This is a genomic window from Roseovarius sp. 10, from assembly GCF_033100315.1.
Classification (GTDB): Bacteria; Pseudomonadota; Alphaproteobacteria; order Rhodobacterales; family Rhodobacteraceae; genus M30B80.
Genome location: NZ_JAWLVH010000003.1, coordinates 306,411 through 325,132 on the forward strand (window position 1 = coordinate 306,411; position 18,722 = coordinate 325,132).

General features: G+C 54.3%; 22 protein-coding genes. 16 read left to right on the forward strand and 6 right to left on the reverse strand.

Annotated features, from left to right (window positions below; translation table 11 throughout):
* Nucleotides 1-234 precede the first annotated feature (234 nt).
* The 4 genes from RYZ18_RS11920 to dnaQ are packed head-to-tail and all read left to right on the forward strand — an operon-like array spanning nt 235 to nt 2,934.
* Nucleotides 235-831, forward strand: a complete 597-nt coding sequence (locus RYZ18_RS11920) for a Maf family protein (RefSeq protein ID WP_317657074.1) — start codon at nt 235-237, stop codon at nt 829-831.
* The gene (locus RYZ18_RS11925) at nt 828-1,661 is read left to right on the forward strand and encodes a shikimate dehydrogenase (RefSeq protein WP_317657075.1); all 834 of its coding nucleotides are present in this window, start codon (nt 828-830) and stop codon (nt 1,659-1,661) included. The genes RYZ18_RS11920 and RYZ18_RS11925 overlap by 4 nt, the downstream gene beginning before the upstream one ends.
* Nucleotides 1,658-2,248, forward strand: coding sequence for a dephospho-CoA kinase (gene coaE / locus RYZ18_RS11930; protein WP_317657076.1), 591 nt, complete (start codon nt 1,658-1,660; stop codon nt 2,246-2,248). The genes RYZ18_RS11925 and coaE overlap by 4 nt, the downstream gene beginning before the upstream one ends.
* Nucleotides 2,248-2,934 carry a DNA polymerase III subunit epsilon gene (gene dnaQ / locus RYZ18_RS11935; RefSeq protein WP_317657077.1) on the forward strand — a complete coding sequence of 229 codons (687 nt, stop codon included), beginning with the start codon at nt 2,248-2,250 and terminating at the stop codon, nt 2,932-2,934. Before coaE ends, dnaQ begins: the two co-directional genes overlap by 1 nt.
* Nucleotides 2,935-2,937: 3 nt before the next feature.
* Here dnaQ and secB read toward each other — a convergent pair whose 3' ends face one another.
* Both secB and RYZ18_RS11945 read right to left on the reverse strand, forming a co-directional pair.
* Nucleotides 2,938-3,444 (reverse strand): protein-export chaperone SecB, encoded by a 507-nt coding sequence (secB, locus tag RYZ18_RS11940; protein ID WP_317657078.1) that lies wholly within the window; start codon nt 3,442-3,444, stop codon nt 2,938-2,940.
* 56 nt (nt 3,445-3,500) lie between these two features.
* Nucleotides 3,501-3,962, reverse strand: a complete 462-nt coding sequence (locus RYZ18_RS11945) for an FxsA family protein (protein WP_317657079.1) — start codon at nt 3,960-3,962, stop codon at nt 3,501-3,503.
* 146 nt (nt 3,963-4,108) lie between these two features.
* On the opposite strand from RYZ18_RS11945, the gene RYZ18_RS11950 reads away from it, so the two are divergent.
* The 3 genes from RYZ18_RS11950 to RYZ18_RS11960 are packed head-to-tail and all read left to right on the forward strand — an operon-like array spanning nt 4,109 to nt 6,313.
* A complete protein-coding gene (locus RYZ18_RS11950) occupies nt 4,109-4,768 on the forward strand; it encodes a Tim44/TimA family putative adaptor protein (protein ID WP_317657080.1) in 660 nt (219 codons plus the stop codon).
* 21 nt (nt 4,769-4,789) lie between these two features.
* A complete protein-coding gene (locus RYZ18_RS11955) occupies nt 4,790-5,725 on the forward strand; it encodes a murein transglycosylase A (protein WP_317657081.1) in 936 nt (311 codons plus the stop codon).
* 3 nt (nt 5,726-5,728) lie between these two features.
* Nucleotides 5,729-6,313 carry a Smr/MutS family protein gene (locus RYZ18_RS11960; RefSeq protein WP_317657082.1) on the forward strand — a complete coding sequence of 195 codons (585 nt, stop codon included), beginning with the start codon at nt 5,729-5,731 and terminating at the stop codon, nt 6,311-6,313.
* Between the two features lie 3 nt (nt 6,314-6,316).
* Here RYZ18_RS11960 and hslU read toward each other — a convergent pair whose 3' ends face one another.
* The 4 genes from hslU to crtD are packed head-to-tail and all read right to left on the reverse strand — an operon-like array spanning nt 6,317 to nt 10,641.
* On the reverse strand, nt 6,317-7,630 hold the full coding sequence (gene hslU / locus RYZ18_RS11965; RefSeq protein ID WP_317657083.1) for an ATP-dependent protease ATPase subunit HslU: 1,314 nt from the start codon (nt 7,628-7,630) through the stop codon (nt 6,317-6,319).
* Entirely contained in the window at nt 7,627-8,181 is a 555-nt protein-coding gene (hslV, locus tag RYZ18_RS11970; protein ID WP_317657084.1) for an ATP-dependent protease subunit HslV, read from the reverse strand. Before hslV ends, hslU begins: the two co-directional genes overlap by 4 nt.
* Before the next feature lie 46 nt (nt 8,182-8,227).
* Nucleotides 8,228-9,103, reverse strand: coding sequence for a carotenoid 1,2-hydratase (gene crtC, locus RYZ18_RS11975; RefSeq protein WP_317657302.1), 876 nt, complete (start codon nt 9,101-9,103; stop codon nt 8,228-8,230).
* Between the two features lie 5 nt (nt 9,104-9,108).
* Entirely contained in the window at nt 9,109-10,641 is a 1,533-nt protein-coding gene (gene crtD, locus RYZ18_RS11980) for a 1-hydroxycarotenoid 3,4-desaturase CrtD (RefSeq protein WP_317657085.1), read from the reverse strand.
* A gap of 132 nt (nt 10,642-10,773) precedes the next feature.
* Between crtD and RYZ18_RS11985 the strand changes: the two genes are divergently transcribed.
* From RYZ18_RS11985 to pufA, 9 genes are all read left to right on the forward strand, one after another.
* Nucleotides 10,774-11,646, forward strand: a complete 873-nt coding sequence (locus tag RYZ18_RS11985) for a polyprenyl synthetase family protein (RefSeq protein ID WP_317657086.1) — start codon at nt 10,774-10,776, stop codon at nt 11,644-11,646.
* Between the two features lie 3 nt (nt 11,647-11,649).
* Nucleotides 11,650-12,801: a methyltransferase gene (locus RYZ18_RS11990; RefSeq protein WP_317657087.1), complete on the forward strand. Its 1,152-nt coding sequence runs from the start codon at nt 11,650-11,652 to the stop codon at nt 12,799-12,801.
* Nucleotides 12,802-12,934: 133 nt separating this feature from the next.
* Nucleotides 12,935-13,870: a chlorophyll synthesis pathway protein BchC gene (bchC, locus tag RYZ18_RS11995; protein WP_317657088.1), complete on the forward strand. Its 936-nt coding sequence runs from the start codon at nt 12,935-12,937 to the stop codon at nt 13,868-13,870.
* Entirely contained in the window at nt 13,867-14,871 is a 1,005-nt protein-coding gene (locus tag RYZ18_RS12000) for a chlorophyllide a reductase iron protein subunit X (protein ID WP_317657089.1), read from the forward strand. Before bchC ends, RYZ18_RS12000 begins: the two co-directional genes overlap by 4 nt.
* Nucleotides 14,872-14,877: 6 nt before the next feature.
* On the forward strand, nt 14,878-16,464 hold the full coding sequence (gene bchY / locus RYZ18_RS12005) for a chlorophyllide a reductase subunit Y (protein WP_317657091.1): 1,587 nt from the start codon (nt 14,878-14,880) through the stop codon (nt 16,462-16,464).
* On the forward strand, nt 16,464-17,942 hold the full coding sequence (bchZ, locus tag RYZ18_RS12010; RefSeq protein ID WP_317657093.1) for a chlorophyllide a reductase subunit Z: 1,479 nt from the start codon (nt 16,464-16,466) through the stop codon (nt 17,940-17,942). The genes bchY and bchZ overlap by 1 nt, the downstream gene beginning before the upstream one ends.
* Nucleotides 17,942-18,160, forward strand: coding sequence for a cytochrome PufQ (pufQ, locus tag RYZ18_RS12015; RefSeq protein ID WP_317657094.1), 219 nt, complete (start codon nt 17,942-17,944; stop codon nt 18,158-18,160). Before bchZ ends, pufQ begins: the two co-directional genes overlap by 1 nt.
* Before the next feature lie 213 nt (nt 18,161-18,373).
* A complete protein-coding gene (gene pufB / locus RYZ18_RS12020) occupies nt 18,374-18,526 on the forward strand; it encodes a light-harvesting antenna LH1, beta subunit (protein ID WP_213674587.1) in 153 nt (50 codons plus the stop codon).
* A 10-nt stretch (nt 18,527-18,536) separates the two neighbouring features.
* On the forward strand, nt 18,537-18,692 hold the full coding sequence (pufA, locus tag RYZ18_RS12025; protein ID WP_213674588.1) for a light-harvesting antenna LH1, alpha subunit: 156 nt from the start codon (nt 18,537-18,539) through the stop codon (nt 18,690-18,692).
* Nucleotides 18,693-18,722: the final 30 nt, after the last annotated feature.

Genomic DNA, 18,722 nt, shown 5'->3' on the forward strand with positions numbered 1-18,722 from the left:
TCAATAATATCAATTAGTTAATGAAAAATTAAGAATGAAAAACTGTGGAAAACTTTGGGATATTTCTGTGTTTGTTGCATCTTCTCCAACCCGCTCGGATAGAAATTACACCCGTGGATAACCGACAGATAATTTTCTGCTACGTCACAATGACCTGTGGTTGAAGCGGTGCATGTGACTATGTCATCACTTGATCCAAGGGCTTATCCCCAAGACTTCCCACGGAATTATCCAATGCAAAAAATCATCTTGGCGTCTCAATCGGCAGTCCGACAGCAGCTTTTGCAGAATGCTGGGGTATCATTTATCGCAGAAAATGCACGAATCGATGAATCGTTATTAAAGACATCATTGTTGGCCGAAGGTGCCCCGCCGCGCGATTTGGTAGATCAATTGGCCGAGGCGAAAGCCGCTAAACTTGCCCGAAAAAATCCTGATGCTGTTGTTATAGGCTGCGATCAGATTCTGGAATTTGAGGGTAATATTCTCTCAAAACCAGATAGCCTGGAAGACGCGCGCGCGCAATTGACGATGCTGCGTGGAAAATCGCACAAACTTATGTCCGCCGCGGTGATTTATCACGAGGCGCAACCAATTTGGCGCTATATCGGTGTCGTGCGTCTCTTTATGGCAGAATTTAGTGACAGCTATCTTGACGCTTACCTTGCCCGCAACTGGCCCGATATCGCACAATCAGTTGGTGCTTATATGCTTGAATCCGAGGGCATTCGCCTGTTTTCTCGGGTCGAGGGCAGCTATTTCGATGTTTTGGGCTTGCCATTAACCGAAGTTCTGAACTTCTTGGCGCTGCGAGGGTTTATAGAAAGATGACAGCATCGGTGCCACTTGCGGCCGTTATTGGTGACCCAATTGGTCATAGCAAATCGCCCGTGTTGCATGGGTTTTGGCTGCGGGCCTATCAGATTTCAGGCCATTATGTGCCGCTGCATGTAACATCTGGCGACTTAGAACAGGTTCTGGCTGCGATGCCGCGGATGGGATTTGTCGGCGCAAATGTGACGATTCCCCATAAAGAAACGGTTTTGGATTTGGCCGATATTGTGACCGATCGCGCGCGTGCAATTGGCGCTGCGAATACCCTAACCTTTCACAAAGACGGCAAAATCGAGGCTGATAATACAGATGGCCACGGATTTCTTGCCAATATTCAACAAAACGCGCCCGCATTCGATGCAAAGGATGGCCCTGCTGTTATTCTGGGTGCGGGCGGGGCGGCAAAGGCAGTCATCTATGCATTGCTAGAGGCAGGTACACCGCAGGTTCGGGTGCTGAACCGTAATCTTGACCGAGCGAAAAACCTATCTGCCCGATTTGGGGATCGTGTTTCTGTGCATCAGATGTCAGATCTTCCAAACCTTCTTGGGGATTGTAATCTTCTGGTCAACACCACATCCCTAGGCATGACAGGGCAGCCACCTCTTGCGGTGGATCTGAGCAACTTACCAAAAACCGCCGTTGTGAACGATATCGTTTATGCCCCTCTTGAAACAGATCTCTTAAAACAAGCGCGTGCCATGGGCGCAGTCGCGGTTGATGGTTTGGGCATGTTGTTGCACCAAGCGGCGCCTGGCTTTGCGAAATGGTTTGGAACAGAGCCCGCTGTTACCGATGAGCTGCGCCGCGCGGTTTTGGCAAAATGAGTTTTCTTCTTGGTCTTACGGGCTCAATTGGGATGGGCAAAAGCACCACCGCAGATATGTTTCGTGAGGCGGGTGTTCCTGTGTGGGATGCCGATGCAACAGTTGCCAAACTATATGGCAAAAGTGGCGCCGCGGTGGCACCGCTTTCAGCGTTGAATAGGGGGTTGATCCAAAATGATGCGGTGGATCGGGAAGCATTGAAAAATTGGGTCAAAAAAGACCCGAACGCGCTTAATCGGCTTGAATCACTTATTCATCCCCTTGTGGCTGCAGATCGGGCCGAATTCATTGACGACCATGCGGAACAGTCCCTGATTGTTTGCGACATTCCGCTTCTTTATGAAACAGGTGCGGATCAATGGCTCGATGCCGTTTTGGTTGTGACAACTGATGCCGAAACGCAGAAAGCCCGCGTCATGGGACGTGCGGGAATGGATCCTGCGCTATTTGATCGAATTCTTGCGCGCCAGATGCCAAATTCTGAAAAAATTGCCCGCGCGGATTATGTCATAGAAACAAATAGCTTTGAGGGTGCGCGCAAAGCTGTGCATGATTTGATCAACGATTTAACGGCAAGGACATTGTGATGCGCGAGATTGTTCTAGACACCGAAACCACAGGCTTTGAGCCGTCCGAAGGGCACCGTATTGTCGAAATTGGCGCGGTTGAATTGTGGAACCACCTGCCAACAGGCAAGACATATCACCAATACATCAACCCCGAACGCGCGATGCCGCAAGAAGCGTTTAATGTCCACGGATTGGGCGATGAGTTTTTAGCTGATAAACCAGTTTTTGCCGCCATTGCGCAAGATTTTCTGGATTTTGTCGGTGATGCAAAGCTGGTCATTCATAATGCAAGCTTCGATATGAAGTTTTTGAATGCAGAACTTGGATGGGTGAACAAACCGCTTTTGCCGAATGATCAGGCGATCGACACGCTGGCTATTGCGCGGCGCAAATTCCCTGGATCACCCGCAAGTCTTGATTCCCTATGTCGCCGTTTTGGTGTCGATAATTCTATGCGCGAAAAACACGGCGCGCTTTTGGATTCGGAAATCTTGGCCGAAGTCTATCTCGAGTTGATTGGGGGCAAGCAGCCTGATTTTGCCCTCTCTCCAGATGATCAGGACAAAGATCGTGATGTTGTGCGGCCAATGCGCCGCGCCTCTGCACGGCCAGAACCCCTCAAGCCGCGTTTGACGGATGAAGAAATCGCCGCCCATCAAGACTTCATCTCCGAGATGGGCGACAAGGCTGTTTGGATGCGTTAACGCTTAGGCATCTGCCTTTTGTTCGGTCATTTTGCGCGCCAATTCATTGCGATAAAGCGCAACAAAATCAATCGTTTCAAGGTTCAGCGGCAAATACCCACCGTCTCGCGTGACGTCTGAAACGATGCGGCGGATGAACGGGAAAAGCATCCGAGGGCATTCGATCATCAGATACGGGTGAAGCTGTTCTTCGGGCACGTTATCGATGTGGAAGATGCCAGCATAATCAAGGTCTACGCGAAAGATTGGTTCGGGGGCGTCCCCTTTGGTTTTTGCTTCAATCGTAACTTTTACGATGACGTCATACTGCTTTTCCGTGGGCCGCTTTCCGCCATCGAGCGCCACACGCAATTGAATGTCGGGCTGACCCGCACCTTGAACCGATTTTTGCGCTGCGATGTTCTCAAACGACAAATCTCGCACGAATTGGCCCAAGATTTTCATTTGCGGCATTACGGGTTGTTGTTGTGCTGCGCTGTCCTGCGCGGCATCCGCATCTTTTTTCGCCATCTTTCATCTCCCAAAGGCAAATTTTTAAGGCGTCTTAACAGCCTGATCCAAAAGCCTCAATGCCGTGTCCATCCCGATGGGCCATGCGGGTCTGTATCTAAGATCTCGCCATCTTCATCTATGATTGTGCCAGATTGGCTACCAAAATTGGCTCGGCTTTGAAAACTAGTGGTTTTTATGCGTGATTTGACCTGAAGGATCAAAAATTGTCGAACGGGCGGCACCAACAAGGAAAATCCAATCGCATCGGTGAAAAATCCAGGTGTTAGCAACAGGGCGCCCGCAATTAGGATCATGGCCCCATGGGCCAGCGGCTCGGTTGGGTCATTTAATTCGTTAAAGCTGGCGCGGATTTGCGACAGCGCCAGCGACCCTTGCGATCTGACCAGCCATGTTCCCAAAATTGCCGTTACAACAACCACAGCCAAGGTTGGCCATAACCCAATAAATCCGCCAATTTGTATGAACAAGCCAATCTCAATCAGCGGAATCGCCAGAAAAAGAACAAATAACCACATTTTTTCAGCCTTTCCCGCAGATAGTCGGCAAAACCGCGCCCAGCTTCATGGACTTGGCCCCCTTCCCTCCCTACATATGAACCTCAAGCGCAGTCTAAAACCCCTGCGGCAACATTAGCCTGTATCAAAACTGGATTGAGACTCACATGAACTCATCATTTCTTTCCCTTTTGGTTCTCGCGGCAATCGCGATCTTTTTGATCCTGCGGTTGCGCGCCGTTCTCGGCACGCGTGAGGGGTTTGAGAAATCGCCCGAAGTTGTAAAAACCGCAAAATCCGCACAATCCCGTAATTTTGAGGTGATCGAGGGCGGCCCTGATCGGGATATCACCGATCATGTTCCCGAAGGATCAGAAAGCGCCCGTGCCTTGGCCGCGATGAAATCCGCAGAGCCAAGTTTCGCAGTGGGCGAATTTTTGACTGGTGCGCGCGGCGCCTATGAAATGATTCTCATGGCGTTTGAACGTGGCGATATTTCCGAAGTGCGCGATTTCCTATCGCCTGAGGTTGCCGAGAGCTTTGACGAGGTTATCGAAGCGCGCCGTGCGCAAGGCCTCGAGATTGAAGCAAATTTTGTGGGCCTCAACGATATCGCTGTTCAAGAAGCCCAGTTTGACGCCAGCTCGCGCGAAGGTGAGGTCACGGTTCGTTTCGCTGCAGAACTGACCTCTGTGGTGCGCAATTCCGATGGTGAAATTGTCGAAGGCAGCGCAACTGAAATCAAACGCCAGCGGGACGTTTGGACCTTCGCCCGCGAAATGGGCAGCCGCAATCCAAATTGGGTTTTGGTTGCTACAGGCGGCTGATCCTAGCGTAAGGACTGCGTGGTGACTTATCCCCAACCCATAGGATTTTCCGATCTTTTGGGTTGGGATGACGAGGATTACGCCGAAATCCTTTCAATTTTCCAATCTCAAACGGATTTGGCGATATCCGATCTTGTGACAATCGCCCGCAAGGTTAACCGCTCACAGGACCGCGCGTTTTTTCAATCAAATTTTCAGCCTCTCAGATTTGGCCCCGCTCTTTCTGGGCATATCACGGGATATTACGAACCCGTTTTGCCCGCCCGCGCCACGCCAGATGCCGAATACAGGTTCCCACTTTACGCCGCCCCTAAAGATATGCCTGAAATTTGGGCAACACGCGCGGAAATCGAAACGGGCAATTTGCTTTCGGGGCAAGGATTGGAACTGGTCTATCTCAATTCGCGCATAGACCAGTATTTTTGCCATATCCAAGGATCTGTTGCCGTGACCTATCCAGATGGTGAGACGCGCCGCTTTGGGTTTTCGGCAAAAAACGGGCATCCCTATCGTTCGATTGGGGCTGAATTGGTCGCGATGGGTGAGATCAGTGCAAAAGAGATCACCGCAGATTGGGTCAAGGATTGGCTTAGACACCATCCTGACAAAATGGATGCGCTTTTACAAAAAAACCCCTCCTATATCTTCTTTGAACCGCGTCACGAAAATGGCGCGGTCGGTGCCGCAGGGCAGGTTTTGACCGCGAACCGCTCGATCGCGATTGATCCTGCATATATCCCTTATGGAATGCCCGTCATGGTTGCGGGTGAGACGCGCGCGGCGCGGATTTATTTTGCCCAAGATTGTGGATCTGCCATTAAAGGCGCGCAGCGCGCCGATATTTTCTGTGGATCAGGTGATGCTGCGGGTAGGAGTGCGGGTGCAATAAATGAACCTGCCAGCTTGACCGTGCTTTGGCCCAAGGGTCATGATTTGCCCAATGGATGGGCAGGATAAGCCATGGCAAAAAAAACAAAAAACCTAAGCAGTGAAGACCGCGTTTTATGGGATCGCGTTGCACGCAGCGCTAAGCCATTGAAACGTGCCGCCGCCAATTTCTATCTTGCAAAACCCGACACGGCGACAATTCCCCCGCGTGAAATTGTCGATCTCACGCCAAAGTTGGATCTCAGTGACTTTGACATTGGGCTGACAGCCCCATCTGAAAAACCGCAAAACGCGCCTGAAAAGCGCCCCGTTCGCATGGATAAAAAATTGCATGGCCGCATGGTGCGGGGAAAGTTGCAGCCAGAGGCGAAAATTGACCTTCACGGCATGACACAGGCCCAAGCCCATCCTGCGTTGCAGCGATTTATCCTTGACTGCCATGCGCGCGGATATCGTTTGGCCCTTGTGATTACGGGCAAGGGCAATCTGTCTAGCGGCCCCCATTATGACCCGATTGCACCTGCCCGTGGGGTATTGCGGCAAAACGTGCCGCGGTGGCTGCGCCACCCATCAATCGCGGGCTATATCCTTGATATTCGTGAGGCGCATATCCGCCATGGCGGGGCGGGTGCGCTCTATGTCTATCTCAGGAAATAGAGACTAGAGCACATAGCGGCTAAGATCGGCCTTACCTGCCAAGTCCGCGAGATAGGTTTGCACATATTTTTCATCAACGATCACGCTTTCGCCGCTTCTGTCAGGTGCGGTAAAGCTGAGCTCCTCGAAAACACGCTCCAGCACGGTATAAAGCCGCCGCGCACCGATATTCTCGACCGATTTATTCACATCTGCCGCGATTTTGGCCAAGGCTTTGATCCCATCTTCGGTGAAATCAACAGCCACGTTTTCGGTCGCCATTAAAGCAGAGTATTGGCGCGTCAGCGCATTATCAGTTTCTGTCAAAATGCGGGTGAAGTCGTCCTCGGTGAGTGCCTGTAATTCCACCCGAATGGGCAAGCGCCCCTGAAGTTCTGGCAACAGGTCAGAGGGTTTTGCGATGTGAAATGCACCAGAGGCAATGAACAGGATATGGTCTGTTTTCACAGGCCCATGTTTTGTTGAGACTGTTGTCCCTTCTATCAGAGGCAATAGATCACGCTGCACCCCTTCGCGGCTGACATCCGCCCCGCGGGTTTCCGCGCGCGCCGCGACCTTGTCAATTTCGTCAATAAAGACGATGCCATTTTCTTCAACGGCCCGAATGGCCTCTTTCGTGACGGTTTCTTGATCCAAAAGCTTATCAGCTTCTTCACCGATAAGGATTTCATAGCTCGCCGCCACAGTCATCTTCTTGCGGATTTTCCGCCCGCCAAAGGCCTTGCCGAATATATCGCCAAGGTTCATGCCGCCGCCCATTGGCCCCATCTGGGGCTGACCTGGAACTTCAAACATGGCCATTGGGTTGGATTGATCCGTAACTTCCAATTCAATGACAGTGTCGTCCAATTCCCCTGAGCGGAGTTTCTTGCGGAACATTTCGCGGGTTTGGTCGCGCGCATCGGCGCCCGCAAGCGCCTCGATCACACGATCTTCGGCGGCTTTATGCGCCTTGGAGGTAACTTCTTCGCGCATATGGTCGCGCACCATAATTTGCGCGGCATCTACCAGATCACGGATGATCTGCTCGACATCACGACCTACATAGCCCACCTCTGTAAATTTTGTCGCCTCAACTTTGAGAAACGGGGCGCGGGCAAGTTTCGCCAAACGGCGGCTGATTTCTGTTTTTCCCACCCCAGTCGGCCCGATCATCAGAATATTTTTTGGGTAAACTTCATCGCGCAAATCATCCCCAAGTTGCTTGCGCCGCCACCGATTGCGCAGGGCAACCGCCACCGCGCGTTTTGCATCGGCTTGCCCGATGATGAAACGATCCAATTCCGATACGATTTCGCGGGGGGTCAGGTCGGTCATTTTGCGATCCGCTCTACTGTGAGGTTGCCATTGGTATAGACGCAAATATCAGCCGCAATTTCCATCGCGCGGCGGGCCACATCTTCGGCGGATTTATCGCTGTCCATCATCGCGCGAGCCGCGGCCAATGCGTAATTTCCACCCGACCCAATCGCGGCAATACCATGTTCTGGTTCTAAAACATCGCCCGCGCCCGTGATGACATAGAGCTCGGATCCATCTGTGACGATCAACATCGCCTCGAGCTTTTGTAGATACTTATCCGTGCGCCAATCTTTCGCCAATTCAACACTGGCGCGCTGTAATTGGCCTGGTGTTGCCTCAAGCTTTGCTTCGAGACGCTCAAGCAAGGCAAACGCATCTGCTGTCGATCCTGCAAATCCTGCGACCACCTCATATCCACCCGGGGAAAGGCGGCGCACTTTGCGTGCTGTGCCTTTGATCACGGTTTGGCCAAGACTGACCTGACCATCACCTGCAACCACAACCTCGTTACCCTTGCGCACACCGATAATGGTTGTGCCATGCCAATCTGGAAAACTATTCGACATGTTTACCCTTTCATGTTCCGCCCAATATGGAAGCGACACGATCAGATCACAACCACCGCTTCGGCCAATTTTTGCGGCGGGGCACACGAAAGGCCAGCATCGGCATCATCCATGCTTTGCGAAATCTATTAAGATCAAGCGATTCATGAACACCTGTCACGGTCTCACCATTGATTTTGGTTCGCACCATGGCACGGTTGTAAAATGGGGCGTCTAACATGGGCTGAACCTCATGTGGTGCAAAATCTGGATCCGCGCGGGTTTCACGGCGCACCCCCCAAAACGCGGATTTGAACCTTGCAGTGCGCGGCGCATCAACGGGTGATGCCTTGCCCGTTTCATCAAAGGCAATGGCGGCTGCAAGATTGCTGCCATCGCAGCGCGTTGCATCATAGAAACAACAAGCGCCGTCTCGCGTTGGAAAGCGGCCCCATGTCCAGTAATCAAAATCCTCCTCCAAGGCGCGAGTGCCAAAATTGGCATCAAAATATCCATGCCCAGACCATGACCAACCTGCATTTTTGAGACGAACATCGATATCGGCAACGGGTGCGAAAGGGCGCCAGATATGCGCGCCATCATCGCAGAGCGACAATTCAACATTCGTCACTGCACGCGGGGTTAGTGTCACTTTTCCGCGCAAGCGCCCGCCATGTGGTGTTGTGCGTTCATCAATATGAATGGTGAGGGCTGAACCGTCCCAAGACAGGTGGCTAGGGCCTATTTTCATGTGCGTTTCTGAAAGTTCGAGCGCATCGCGGCCGCGATCTGTCATCGTCCAACGGCCCCCTTTGCCATAGGTGACAACATTCAAGCAGCAATGATCTTCGGGGTCTTTGCGCCCCGACCAACGATACCATGGCGAGAAAACTGACCCGATGAACGCGATGATTGAAATAGCCTTTGTTCCGTCATCGCTTATGCCGTCTATGTACCACCACGCATAGCCGTTGGGCGGGACGGCAAGGTTAAAGCATGGTCCGTCAAGATCGCCTCGGCCGCGTGCCGTCCTGAGAGGCAGGCCATCGGAATTCCCGCCCCCGGATGGGTGCCGCCCCCCGCCAAGTATAGACCCTTGAGAGACGTCCGCGCCCGTGGCCGTTTCAATGCTGCCGTCATTCCATGTGGGCTCAGCCCGTAAAGGGATCCGCGCGAGGCGGGAAACATCGTTGCGAAATCCTGTGGTGTCATCAATGCGCTGTCGGGAATCGGGTCGGGAAAGACCAACCCGCGATCCGCTAATGTTTGGAATGTCAGATGACGACATGCGGCCACCTCCCTTTCTGTTGGGGCCTCGGTTGGCGCGCCGTTCATGATAATTTCAAATCTCTGCAGCGCCGTGTCAGTGTTGGACTCGAGCCCAGCATCCTGAGCGCAGATATAAAGAGTTGGATCACGCGGCAGCGCACCATTTTCGATAGGGTCAAATTCGCTGCGTTGGTTATCACCAAAAAATACGTTGTGATGGGCAAGGGTCTTGCCCCAAGCGCGGGAGGCGAAACTCCAAACATAGGCAGATAGGCTGCGCGGTTCGACCTGCGCGCGCGTTACACAGGGTGCGTGGTCTTGGCCCAGCAGCCCAATATGAATCGCGCGTGGGTCACCGTTAAACACCACAATATCTGCCGCCACATGCCGACCACCTGAAAGGGTGACGCCAGTGACATGATCCGCATCTTTTGTAATGGCCTCGATGGACTGCCCAAGCTGAAACTCGACACCCATGGATTGCCCGATATTTTGCATCGCGCGGGCTAGTTGATGCACACCGCCTTTGACCCGCCACACGCCTCCTGCCTCAGATTGCCAAATCAGCGAAAGCAGCGCGGGGCTAAGATAAGGGTTGCCGCCAACATAGGTGGAATAACGCGCAAAAACTTGTGCCAAACGGGGATCGCTGAACCGCTTAAAGACCGCCTGCGCCAAAGTTTGGTGCGGGGCCATTGCGCGCAGCAGATGGGGTGATTTCAAAACCGTGAGCGTCAAATCCGTTTGTCGCGGATGAGCGCGCAGCATCATTGGCCCCTCGAATGCTGAAAATAGCGCGGCCGTATCTTGGTGGAATTTGAGAAACTCGCCGCGCGCCTTGGAACCTGAAAAGCGATCAATGGTTGTAAGCGTTTCTTCGAGATTAGCACGAAAATCTAACTCGCTGCCATCTGGCCAGAAATGGCGGGCGAGGATGTCATCCTGTGTTAGCGTCACCTGATCCGCAAGCCTCAAACCTAGTGTTTGAAACAGCTCGTCAAACACATGGCGCATCGTCACCACTGTTGGCCCCGCATCAATCGGCCCCGCAGCGGATTGCACTTGCCGCATTTTGCCGCCGACATGGTGCATCGCGTCAAAGACTGTAACCTGACATCCCGCATGCGCGAGGCGCAGCGCGGTTGAAAGACCGCCCATACCTGCACCGATCACCACGGCGCGGGGCCTGACAGGTGCAATAGGTCGGGTCACAGTGTTGCGTCTTTCATTTGGGCCACTTTCGAGAATATGTCAGATATTGTTGACATATTCCCGCAAACTGTCCAGTCTAATTTACATATGCGTGGGATCCTCTGCGCAAACCTCGATGAAGGCTGAGTGACCATGTCCCTGTCCGCCCGCATAGAATCAGCGATCTCTGCTGCCCTCTCTTTAGCCATGAAAGAGCCTGCGCCACGCAAATTGGCGCAAGCCTTGGATCATGCCGTCAATCCGGGCGGCGCGCGGATCAGGCCGACCATCTCCCTTTCTGTGGCGAAGGCCTGCGGGGATGATAAGCCGAATCTTTCAAACGCTGCTTGCGCGGCGATTGAGCTTATCCATTGCGCCAGCCTCGTTCATGATGACCTACCTTGTTTTGACAATGCGGATTTGCGGCGCGGAAAGCCCACGGTGCATATCGCTTATTCGCAACCCATTGCGGTTCTCGCAGGTGATACGCTGATTGTTTTGGCCTTTGAGGTCTTGGCCCGTGCCGCGGTGGATGATCCGCAGCGCGCAGTTGAGATGATCAAAATCCTCAGCCAAGCCACAGGCATGCCCAATGGAATTTGCGCAGGCCAAGGCTGGGAAAGTGAAGATAAGATAGACCTGTCCGCCTATCATCGGTCGAAAACAGGCGCGCTGTTTGTCGCCGCCACCAAAATGGGTGCCGCTGCTGCGGGGGAAGATCCCGAGCCTTGGACAGAACTGGGCGCTCGGATTGGTGAGGCGTTCCAAGTTGCCGATGATCTGCGTGACGCGCTTTACGATGAAAAAACCTTGGGTAAGCCTGTGGGTCAGGACGATCTTAACGGGCGACCTAATGCTGTTTCACAACTGGGTGTGCGCGGCGCCGTTTCGCGGTTGGAGGATATTTTATCTGGCGCGATTGCCTCGATTCCGTCTTGTGCGGGTGAAGCGGCGCTGTGTGACATGGTGCGCGTATATGCAGAGCGGCTTACGCCTGTTTTGCCCGCACATCACGCGGCCGAATGAGATATGGCCGCTATCTCCCCAAGTGACGAACCGCGCCCAAGATTTTGGGATAAATGGCGCGCGCGCTATTTGGATTTGGTGGGTTCGGCTGCATTTCAATCATGGGCCGCGCGTTCCCTCTTTACGCGTGCGGCTGCAAAACGGGATGGCGAGCGGCTTTTTGATTTGGTGGCAGGCTTTACCTATAGCCAGATTTTGCAGGCCTTTGTTGCGCTTGATCTGCCACACCACTTGCGCGCCCGCCCTGCTTATCCTGCCGAATTAGCCGCAAAAATTGATGCGCCCGAAAGACGGATTTCTGTCTTATGTCAGGCCGCAGCCAGTCTTGGGCTTTTGACCCGCTTGCGGGATGGGCGCTATGCCTTGGCGCGGTTAGGGGCCGCGATCAATGGCGTGGGTGGTCTGCGCGATATGATCTTGCACCATGATATTCTATATCGCGATTTGGGCCCTGCCGAAGGGTTTTTTCGGGGAGAAACAGACCCAGACCTTGCACGGTTTTGGCCCTATGTTTTTGGGGCCGCCGCGGCGGAAGATCCTGCTACGGCAGAGCGCTATTCGCATTTGATGTCTGAGACGCAAAATCTTGTAAGTGACGAAATCCTCGCAAGCCTGTCCTTTGCGAAGGCGCAGCATGTCATGGATATCGGGGGTGGCACGGGTGTGTTCTTGGCGGCCTGTGCCAGGGCCCATCCAGATGTTCAAGTGACCCTTTTTGATTTGCCGCAGGTGGCGGCACTGGCACAAGATCGGTTTGAGCGCGCAGGCATTGCCGCGCGGGCCACGATTGTCTCGGGCAGTTTCCGCGATGATCCTTTGCCAATTGGGCCTGATCTCATCACCCTTATCCGCGTTCTTTACGATCACGAAGATGAAACCGTCCTTCGATTGTTGAAATCGGTTCACGCCGCTTTGCCCGAAGGCGGTAAGATCGTCATTGCCGAGCCGATGTCAGGCGGGCAAACGCCAGATCGCAGCGCGGATGCGTATTTTGCGCTTTATTGTATGGCGATGGGCACAGGCACAGTCCGCAGTGCTGCCCAAATTGGCGAATTATTGTCGAAAGCAGGGTTTGCGCGGGTTTCGCCCGTCAAAACGGGGCGTCCATTTGTGACGCGGATCGTTACAGCTGAAAAGACTGTCAACAAAAGCTGACAATCTTTTTGTATAAACTGTCCATTTTAATTGACATACAGTGCTGTAATATTAAACTGACACATGACTCACAGTGGAATCTCATTGCGTCTTGAGGCGTGATTTGATCCGAAAACCAAGGGGAAGTGCGACCGTGCACGCGACCGCCGTCATACTCGAAGGGCCAAAGAAAATAGGGCTCGGACAGGTTAGCCTCGTGGCGCCTTCGCTTGAGGATATGGTTGTGCGCGTGTGTCACTCTGGCATTTCCACGGGAACCGAAAAACTGTTCTGGTCTGGCCGCATGCCGCCCTTCCCAGGCATGGGTTATCCCCTGATCCCCGGCTATGAAGCCGCTGGTGAGGTCGTTTCAACACCGAAAAATTGCGAATTTTCGGTTGGTGATCATGTTTTTGTGCCGGGCGCGAATTGCTACGGCGATGTGCGTGGCTTGTTTGGCGGCGCGTCTTCCATGTTGGTTACAGCGCCAGAGCGCGCCGTGCGCATTGATCGTGCAAGCGGCCCTGAAGGTGCGCTTTTGGCTTTGGCTGCCACTGCCTATCATGCGCTCGCGGGCCATGAGTTGCCTGATCTGATCGTGGGTCATGGCGTATTTGGTCGTCTCTTGGCGCGTCTTACTTTGGCGCTGGGCGGCCCCGCCCCGACTGTATGGGAGGTTAATCCTGCCCGTGTTACAGGCGCAGAGGGATATCTTGTTACCAATTCCACCGATGATACACGCCGTGATTATCGCTGCATCTACGATGCTTCGGGCGTGGCGGCGTTGTTGGATGAAATGATCGGGCGCCTGACCAAGGGCGGTGAAGTCGTCTTGGCAGGTTTCTATCCCGAATCTGTCGAATTCGCCTTTCCGCCTGCCTTCATGCGTGAGGCGCGGCTGCGGATCGCGGCGGAATGGACGCGCGCCGACTTGGTCGCTACCCGCGATTTGATCGAAGCGGGACAGCTCAGCCTTGGTGGTTTGATCACGCATCAACTGCCCGCTGCAGAGGCAAGCCTCGCCTATCCTCAAGCCTTTGAGGATGCCGCTTGCCTGAAAATGATTTTGAATTGGGAGAAGCCAGAATGACCCTCGATGTTCCCAATCTCAAGGATTTCGATGCCCGCCTGCGCGATGAGGCGCAGCAAGAGCCGACCCTCGAAGTGCCTCAGGGCGAACCCACCAAGAAAACGCAGATCATTGCGATTTACGGGAAAGGCGGCATCGGTAAAAGTTTCACCCTTGCCAATCTCAGCCATATCATGGCCGAGCAAGGAAAGCGGGTTCTCTTGATTGGTTGTGATCCGAAATCCGATACGACCAGCCTACTTTTTGGCGGCAAAGCCTGCCCAACGATCATTGAAACCTCGACCAAAAAGAAATTGGCGGGCGAGGAGGTGAAAATCGGGGATGTCTGCTTCAAGCGTGGCGGTGTCTACGCGATGGAGCTTGGCGGGCCAGAAGTTGGCCGCGGCTGTGGTGGGCGTGGGATCATCCACGGCTTTGAGCTGCTTGAGAAGCTAGGCTTCCATGACTGGGATTTTGACTATGTCCTGCTCGACTTCTTGGGCGATGTGGTTTGCGGCGGGTTTGGCCTGCCGATTGCCCGTGACATGGCGCAGAAGGTGATTCTGGTTGGATCAAATGATCTGCAATCTCTGTATGTGGCGAACAATGTTTGCTCGGCAGTGGAATATTTCCGCAAAATGGGCGGCAATGTGGGTGTCGCGGGTTTGGTCATCAACAAAGATGACGGCACGGGCGAGGCTCAGGCCTTTGCCGATGCGGTGAATATTCCCGTTTTGGCCTCGATCCCTGCGGATGATGATCTGCGCAAGAAATCTGCGAATTACCAAATCGTTGGGACGCACCAAAGCCAATGGGGCGCGCTTTTTGCGGCTTTGGGTGAAAATGTCGGCGAAGCGCCGCCGTTGCGACCAACGGCACTGAGCCAAGATGAATTGATCGGTCTTTTCGATGGCAAGGATACAGGTGCGGGCATTGTCCTAGAGCCCGCAACCGAAGCCGATATGCGCGGCAAGAACGCCGCGCCGAAAAAGTCGCTTGAAGTAATTTATGACGAGGTCTGAGGAAGAATGTCCGAAGAAGTGAGATATGATGCCGCCGATGAGGCCGAGGTAATCCTCGGCCAAGATCGCGCTGATGCATCTGCCGCTTCGGATGGGCAGACCCCCCCCGAATTGGGGCAGGGTATGGGTTGCCACGCAGGGGCGGCCGAAATGGAAGCTGCCGCGCGCATGGCGGGGAAATCCGAAATCCTTGATCAATATGCCCGCGATTACCCGCAGGGGCCGCATGACAAACCCCAAAGCATGTGCCCTGCCTTTGGCAGTTTGCGCGTAGGGTTGCGGATGCGCCGCGTGGCATCGGTTTTGTCTGGCTCGGCCTGCTGTGTCTATGGCCTCAGCTTTGTCAGCCATTTTTATGGCGCGCGCCGTTCAGTCGGCTATGTGCCTTTCAACTCGGAAAGTTTGGTTACGGGCAAGCTCTTTGAGGATATTCGGGATGCCGTTCACGAGATGGCAGATCCCGCGCGCTATGATGCGATTGTGGTGACCAATCTTTGCGTTCCGACCGCCTCTGGTGTTCCGCTGCGTCTCCTGCCGCAGGAGATTAACGGTGTTCGGATCGTGGGCATTGATGTGCCAGGATTTGGAATTCCCACCCATGCCGAAGCCAAAGATGTGCTTGCAGGCGCTATGTTGAATTATGCCCGTAAAGAGGTGGAGGCTGGCCCCGTCCAAGCCCCTGTTTCGGGCAAATCAGATCGCCCGACAGTGACCCTGTTGGGCGAGATGTTCCCAGCCGATCCCATTGGGATTGGTGGGATGCTCGCGCCGCTCGGTCTGGCGGCAGGTCCGGTCGTTCCCTGCCGTGAGTGGCGCGAGCTCTATTCTGCCTTGGATAGCGAAGTGGTGGCAGCAATCCACCCGTTTTATACATCCGCCATCCGAGAATTTCAGGCCGCAGGCCGCACGATTATTGGCAGCGCCCCCGTTGGATATGACGGCACAGCCGCATGGCTGTCTGCGATTGGTGCGGCTTATGGTGTTGCAGCGGATCAGATTGCTGCTGCGCAAAACGCCTTTTTGCCCGCGATCAAGGGTGCGCTTGCCGCCCAAAAGATCAACGGAACGATCACCTTGTCGGGCTATGAGGGGTCAGAGCTTTTGGTCGCGCGCCTGTTGATCGAGAGTGGGGCCGATGTGCCCTATGTTGGCACGGCCTGCCCGAAAACACCTTGGTCAGAGCCTGATTTGGACTGGCTAACAGCTAAGGGCGTTAAGGTTAAATTCCGCGCAAGTCTTGAAGATGACTGCGCCGCGATGGAAGCCATCAAGCCTGATCTTGCCATCGGCACGACCCCTGTTGTGCAGAAGGGCAAAGAGCTTGGCATCCCAAGCCTGTATTTCACCAATTTGATTTCCGCGCGTCCTTTGATGGGGCCAGCGGGTGCAGGGTCTTTGGCGCAGGTGGTCAACGCGGCCATGTCAAACAAAGACCGCATGGATCATATGCGCGCCTTCTTTGAAGGTGTTGGTCACGCGGATACAGCAGGCATTTGGGAAGGCAGCCCAAATGAGCGGCCTGATTTTCGCGCCACGCATCAGAAAAAACTCGACAAAGCGGCCCGTGCCGCCAAAGCGCAGGAGATGATCTGATGTTGATCCAAGATCATGATCGCGCGGGCGGATATTGGGGGGCGGTTTACGCCTTTACCGCTGTCAAAGGATTGCAGGTGATCATCGATGGCCCAGTGGGTTGTGAAAACCTGCCCGTCACATCGGTTCTGCATTACACTGATGGGTTGCCACCCCATGAATTGCCGATTGTGACCACGGGTCTTGGCGAGGAAGAATTGGGCCGTGATGGCACTGAGGGCGCGATGAAACGCGCTTGGGGCACGCTAGACCCCGCGCTTCCTGCCGTTGTTGTCACGGGCTCGATTGCCGAGATGATTGGCGGGGGGGTCACACCCCAAGGCACCAATATTCAACGCTTTTTGCCGCGCACCATTGATGAGGATCAATGGGAGGCCGCAGATCGTGCCATGACGTGGATTTTCACGGAATTTGGCATGACCAAGGGGCGTATGCCGCCCGAGAAACAGCGTGACGAAGGGTCTGCGCCGCGGGTCAATATTCTTGGGCCGATGTATGGCACCTTTAATACGGCCTCTGATCTGCACGAAATTCGCCGCCTTGTGGAAGGCATCGGGGCCGAAGTGAATATGGTCATGCCATTGGGCAGCCATTTGGCCGAAATGCGCAACTTGGTTAACGCGGATGCCAATATCGTGATGTATCGCGAATTTGGGCGCGGTTTGGCCGAGGTATTGGGCAAGCCCTATTTGCAAGCGCCCATTGGGGTTGAGTCGACCACGAAATTCCTGCGCCAATTGGGCGAGATGTTGGGCCTAGATCCCGAGCCTTTTATCACCCGCGAAAAGCATTCGACCCTCAAGCCTGTTTGGGATCTGTGGCGGTCGGTCACGCAAGATTTCTTTGCAACGGCCAATTTTGGCATCGTGGCGAATGAAACCTATACCCGCGGCATTCGGCATTTCCTTGAAAGTGATCTTGGGTTGCCCTGTGCCTTTGCGGTGGCACGCACAGCAGGCAAAAAAACCAACAATGACGAAGTGCGCAGCCTGATTTCTGCAAAGCGTCCCTTGGTCTTGATGGGATCCATCAACGAGAAGATGTATCTCGCGGAAATGAGCGCGGGCCATGGCCCTCGCCCGTCTTTCATCCCTGCAAGTTTCCCTGGCGCTGCGATCCGCCGCGCCACGGGCACGCCCTTCATGGGATATGCAGGTGCCACTTATCTTTTGCAGGAAATCTGCAACAGTCTGTTTGATGCCCTGTTCCATATTCTTCCGCTTGGCAGCGAGATGGACAGCGCCAAAGCAACCCCGACAACATTGCGCCGCGATTTCCCATGGGACGCTGATGCGCAGGCGTTGCTCGACAAAATTGTTGCCGAACACCCCGTTTTGACACGGATTTCGGCAGCCAAAACTTTACGCGATGCCGCAGAAAAAGCCGCGCTTGAAAGCGGGGCTGAGCGGGTCGTGAAAGAAACGGTGGCGCAACTCGCGCCCCGCCGTTTTGAGACGCTGAACGAGGGAGGCGTATAATGACAGATATTAGCTCCAACACCCAGATTGCGCGGTCAAAGCCGCCCAAAACGGAGTTCATGATTTACTTCGGGATCATTTTTCTCGCGACCTTGCCGCTTGCCACGCTCACTTGGGGCTTGGCTGCGCTGCGCACAGGAAGCTTGACGGAAAAAGGCCCCGTAAAGCGCGCTTGGAGCCAAGCGCGGATTATCACGCCGATGATTTTTTCGGCCTGATCCTCTCACTCAGCCGCCGTTCGAGACTGATTAGACCCGGTCGAGGCGCATAGGTGAGACGATAACATTCTCGGCGTGACGACCGGAGCCGACACAAGTTCGCCAATGCGGGGTGACTACCCGCGTGGGTGGAATGCCGACAAGACAATGAGGTTTTGTCGGGGCCCGGCCGCAGGGTGTGCGGCACTAGTCAAACGTTCCGGAGGAAAGTTCATGGCTGGTAACACCGATCTGTCCTTTACAGGTCTGACCGACGAGCAGGCGCAAGAGCTCCACTCGGTGTATATGAGCGGCCTTTGGCTGTTCGCAGGCATCGCCCTGCTTGCTCATATCGCCACGTATATCTGGCGCCCGTGGTTCGGCTGAGGAGAAAGACATGTCCAAATTTTACAAAATCTGGCTGATCTTCGACCCGCGCCGCGTCTTCGTGGCCCAGGGCGTCTTTCTCTTCTTGCTCGCTGCAATGATCCACTTGGTGGTTCTGAGCTCGGGTCTCAACTGGTTTGAGACTGCAGCTGCAGCAGGCATGTAAGAGTTAGGCCCGCCGCCTGCGGCGCGCCTG

Excerpts from the sequence above, each read along its gene's own strand:
- RYZ18_RS11960 (WP_317657082.1), top strand. The coding sequence starts at position 5,729 with ATGGCAAAAAAAACAAAAAACCTAAGCAGTGAAGACCGCGTTTTATGG.
- pufB (WP_213674587.1), top strand. The coding sequence starts at position 18,374 with ATGGCTGGTAACACCGATCTGTCCTTTACAGGTCTGACCGACGAGCAG.
- RYZ18_RS12000 (WP_317657089.1), top strand. The coding sequence starts at position 13,867 with ATGACCCTCGATGTTCCCAATCTCAAGGATTTCGATGCCCGCCTGCGC.
- RYZ18_RS11985 (WP_317657086.1), top strand. The coding sequence starts at position 10,774 with ATGTCCCTGTCCGCCCGCATAGAATCAGCGATCTCTGCTGCCCTCTCT.
- RYZ18_RS11990 (WP_317657087.1), top strand. The coding sequence starts at position 11,650 with ATGGCCGCTATCTCCCCAAGTGACGAACCGCGCCCAAGATTTTGGGAT.
- bchZ (WP_317657093.1), top strand. The coding sequence starts at position 16,464 with ATGTTGATCCAAGATCATGATCGCGCGGGCGGATATTGGGGGGCGGTT.
- pufA (WP_213674588.1), top strand. The coding sequence starts at position 18,537 with ATGTCCAAATTTTACAAAATCTGGCTGATCTTCGACCCGCGCCGCGTC.
- secB (WP_317657078.1), bottom strand. The coding sequence starts at position 3,444 with ATGGCGAAAAAAGATGCGGATGCCGCGCAGGACAGCGCAGCACAACAA.
- RYZ18_RS11925 (WP_317657075.1), top strand. The coding sequence starts at position 828 with ATGACAGCATCGGTGCCACTTGCGGCCGTTATTGGTGACCCAATTGGT.
- hslV (WP_317657084.1), bottom strand. The coding sequence starts at position 8,181 with ATGTCGAATAGTTTTCCAGATTGGCATGGCACAACCATTATCGGTGTG.
- RYZ18_RS11920 (WP_317657074.1), top strand. The coding sequence starts at position 235 with ATGCAAAAAATCATCTTGGCGTCTCAATCGGCAGTCCGACAGCAGCTT.
- pufQ (WP_317657094.1), top strand. The coding sequence starts at position 17,942 with ATGACAGATATTAGCTCCAACACCCAGATTGCGCGGTCAAAGCCGCCC.
- dnaQ (WP_317657077.1), top strand. The coding sequence starts at position 2,248 with ATGCGCGAGATTGTTCTAGACACCGAAACCACAGGCTTTGAGCCGTCC.
- hslU (WP_317657083.1), bottom strand. The coding sequence starts at position 7,630 with ATGACCGACCTGACCCCCCGCGAAATCGTATCGGAATTGGATCGTTTC.
- RYZ18_RS11950 (WP_317657080.1), top strand. The coding sequence starts at position 4,109 with ATGAACTCATCATTTCTTTCCCTTTTGGTTCTCGCGGCAATCGCGATC.
- RYZ18_RS11945 (WP_317657079.1), bottom strand. The coding sequence starts at position 3,962 with ATGTGGTTATTTGTTCTTTTTCTGGCGATTCCGCTGATTGAGATTGGC.
- coaE (WP_317657076.1), top strand. The coding sequence starts at position 1,658 with ATGAGTTTTCTTCTTGGTCTTACGGGCTCAATTGGGATGGGCAAAAGC.
- bchY (WP_317657091.1), top strand. The coding sequence starts at position 14,878 with ATGTCCGAAGAAGTGAGATATGATGCCGCCGATGAGGCCGAGGTAATC.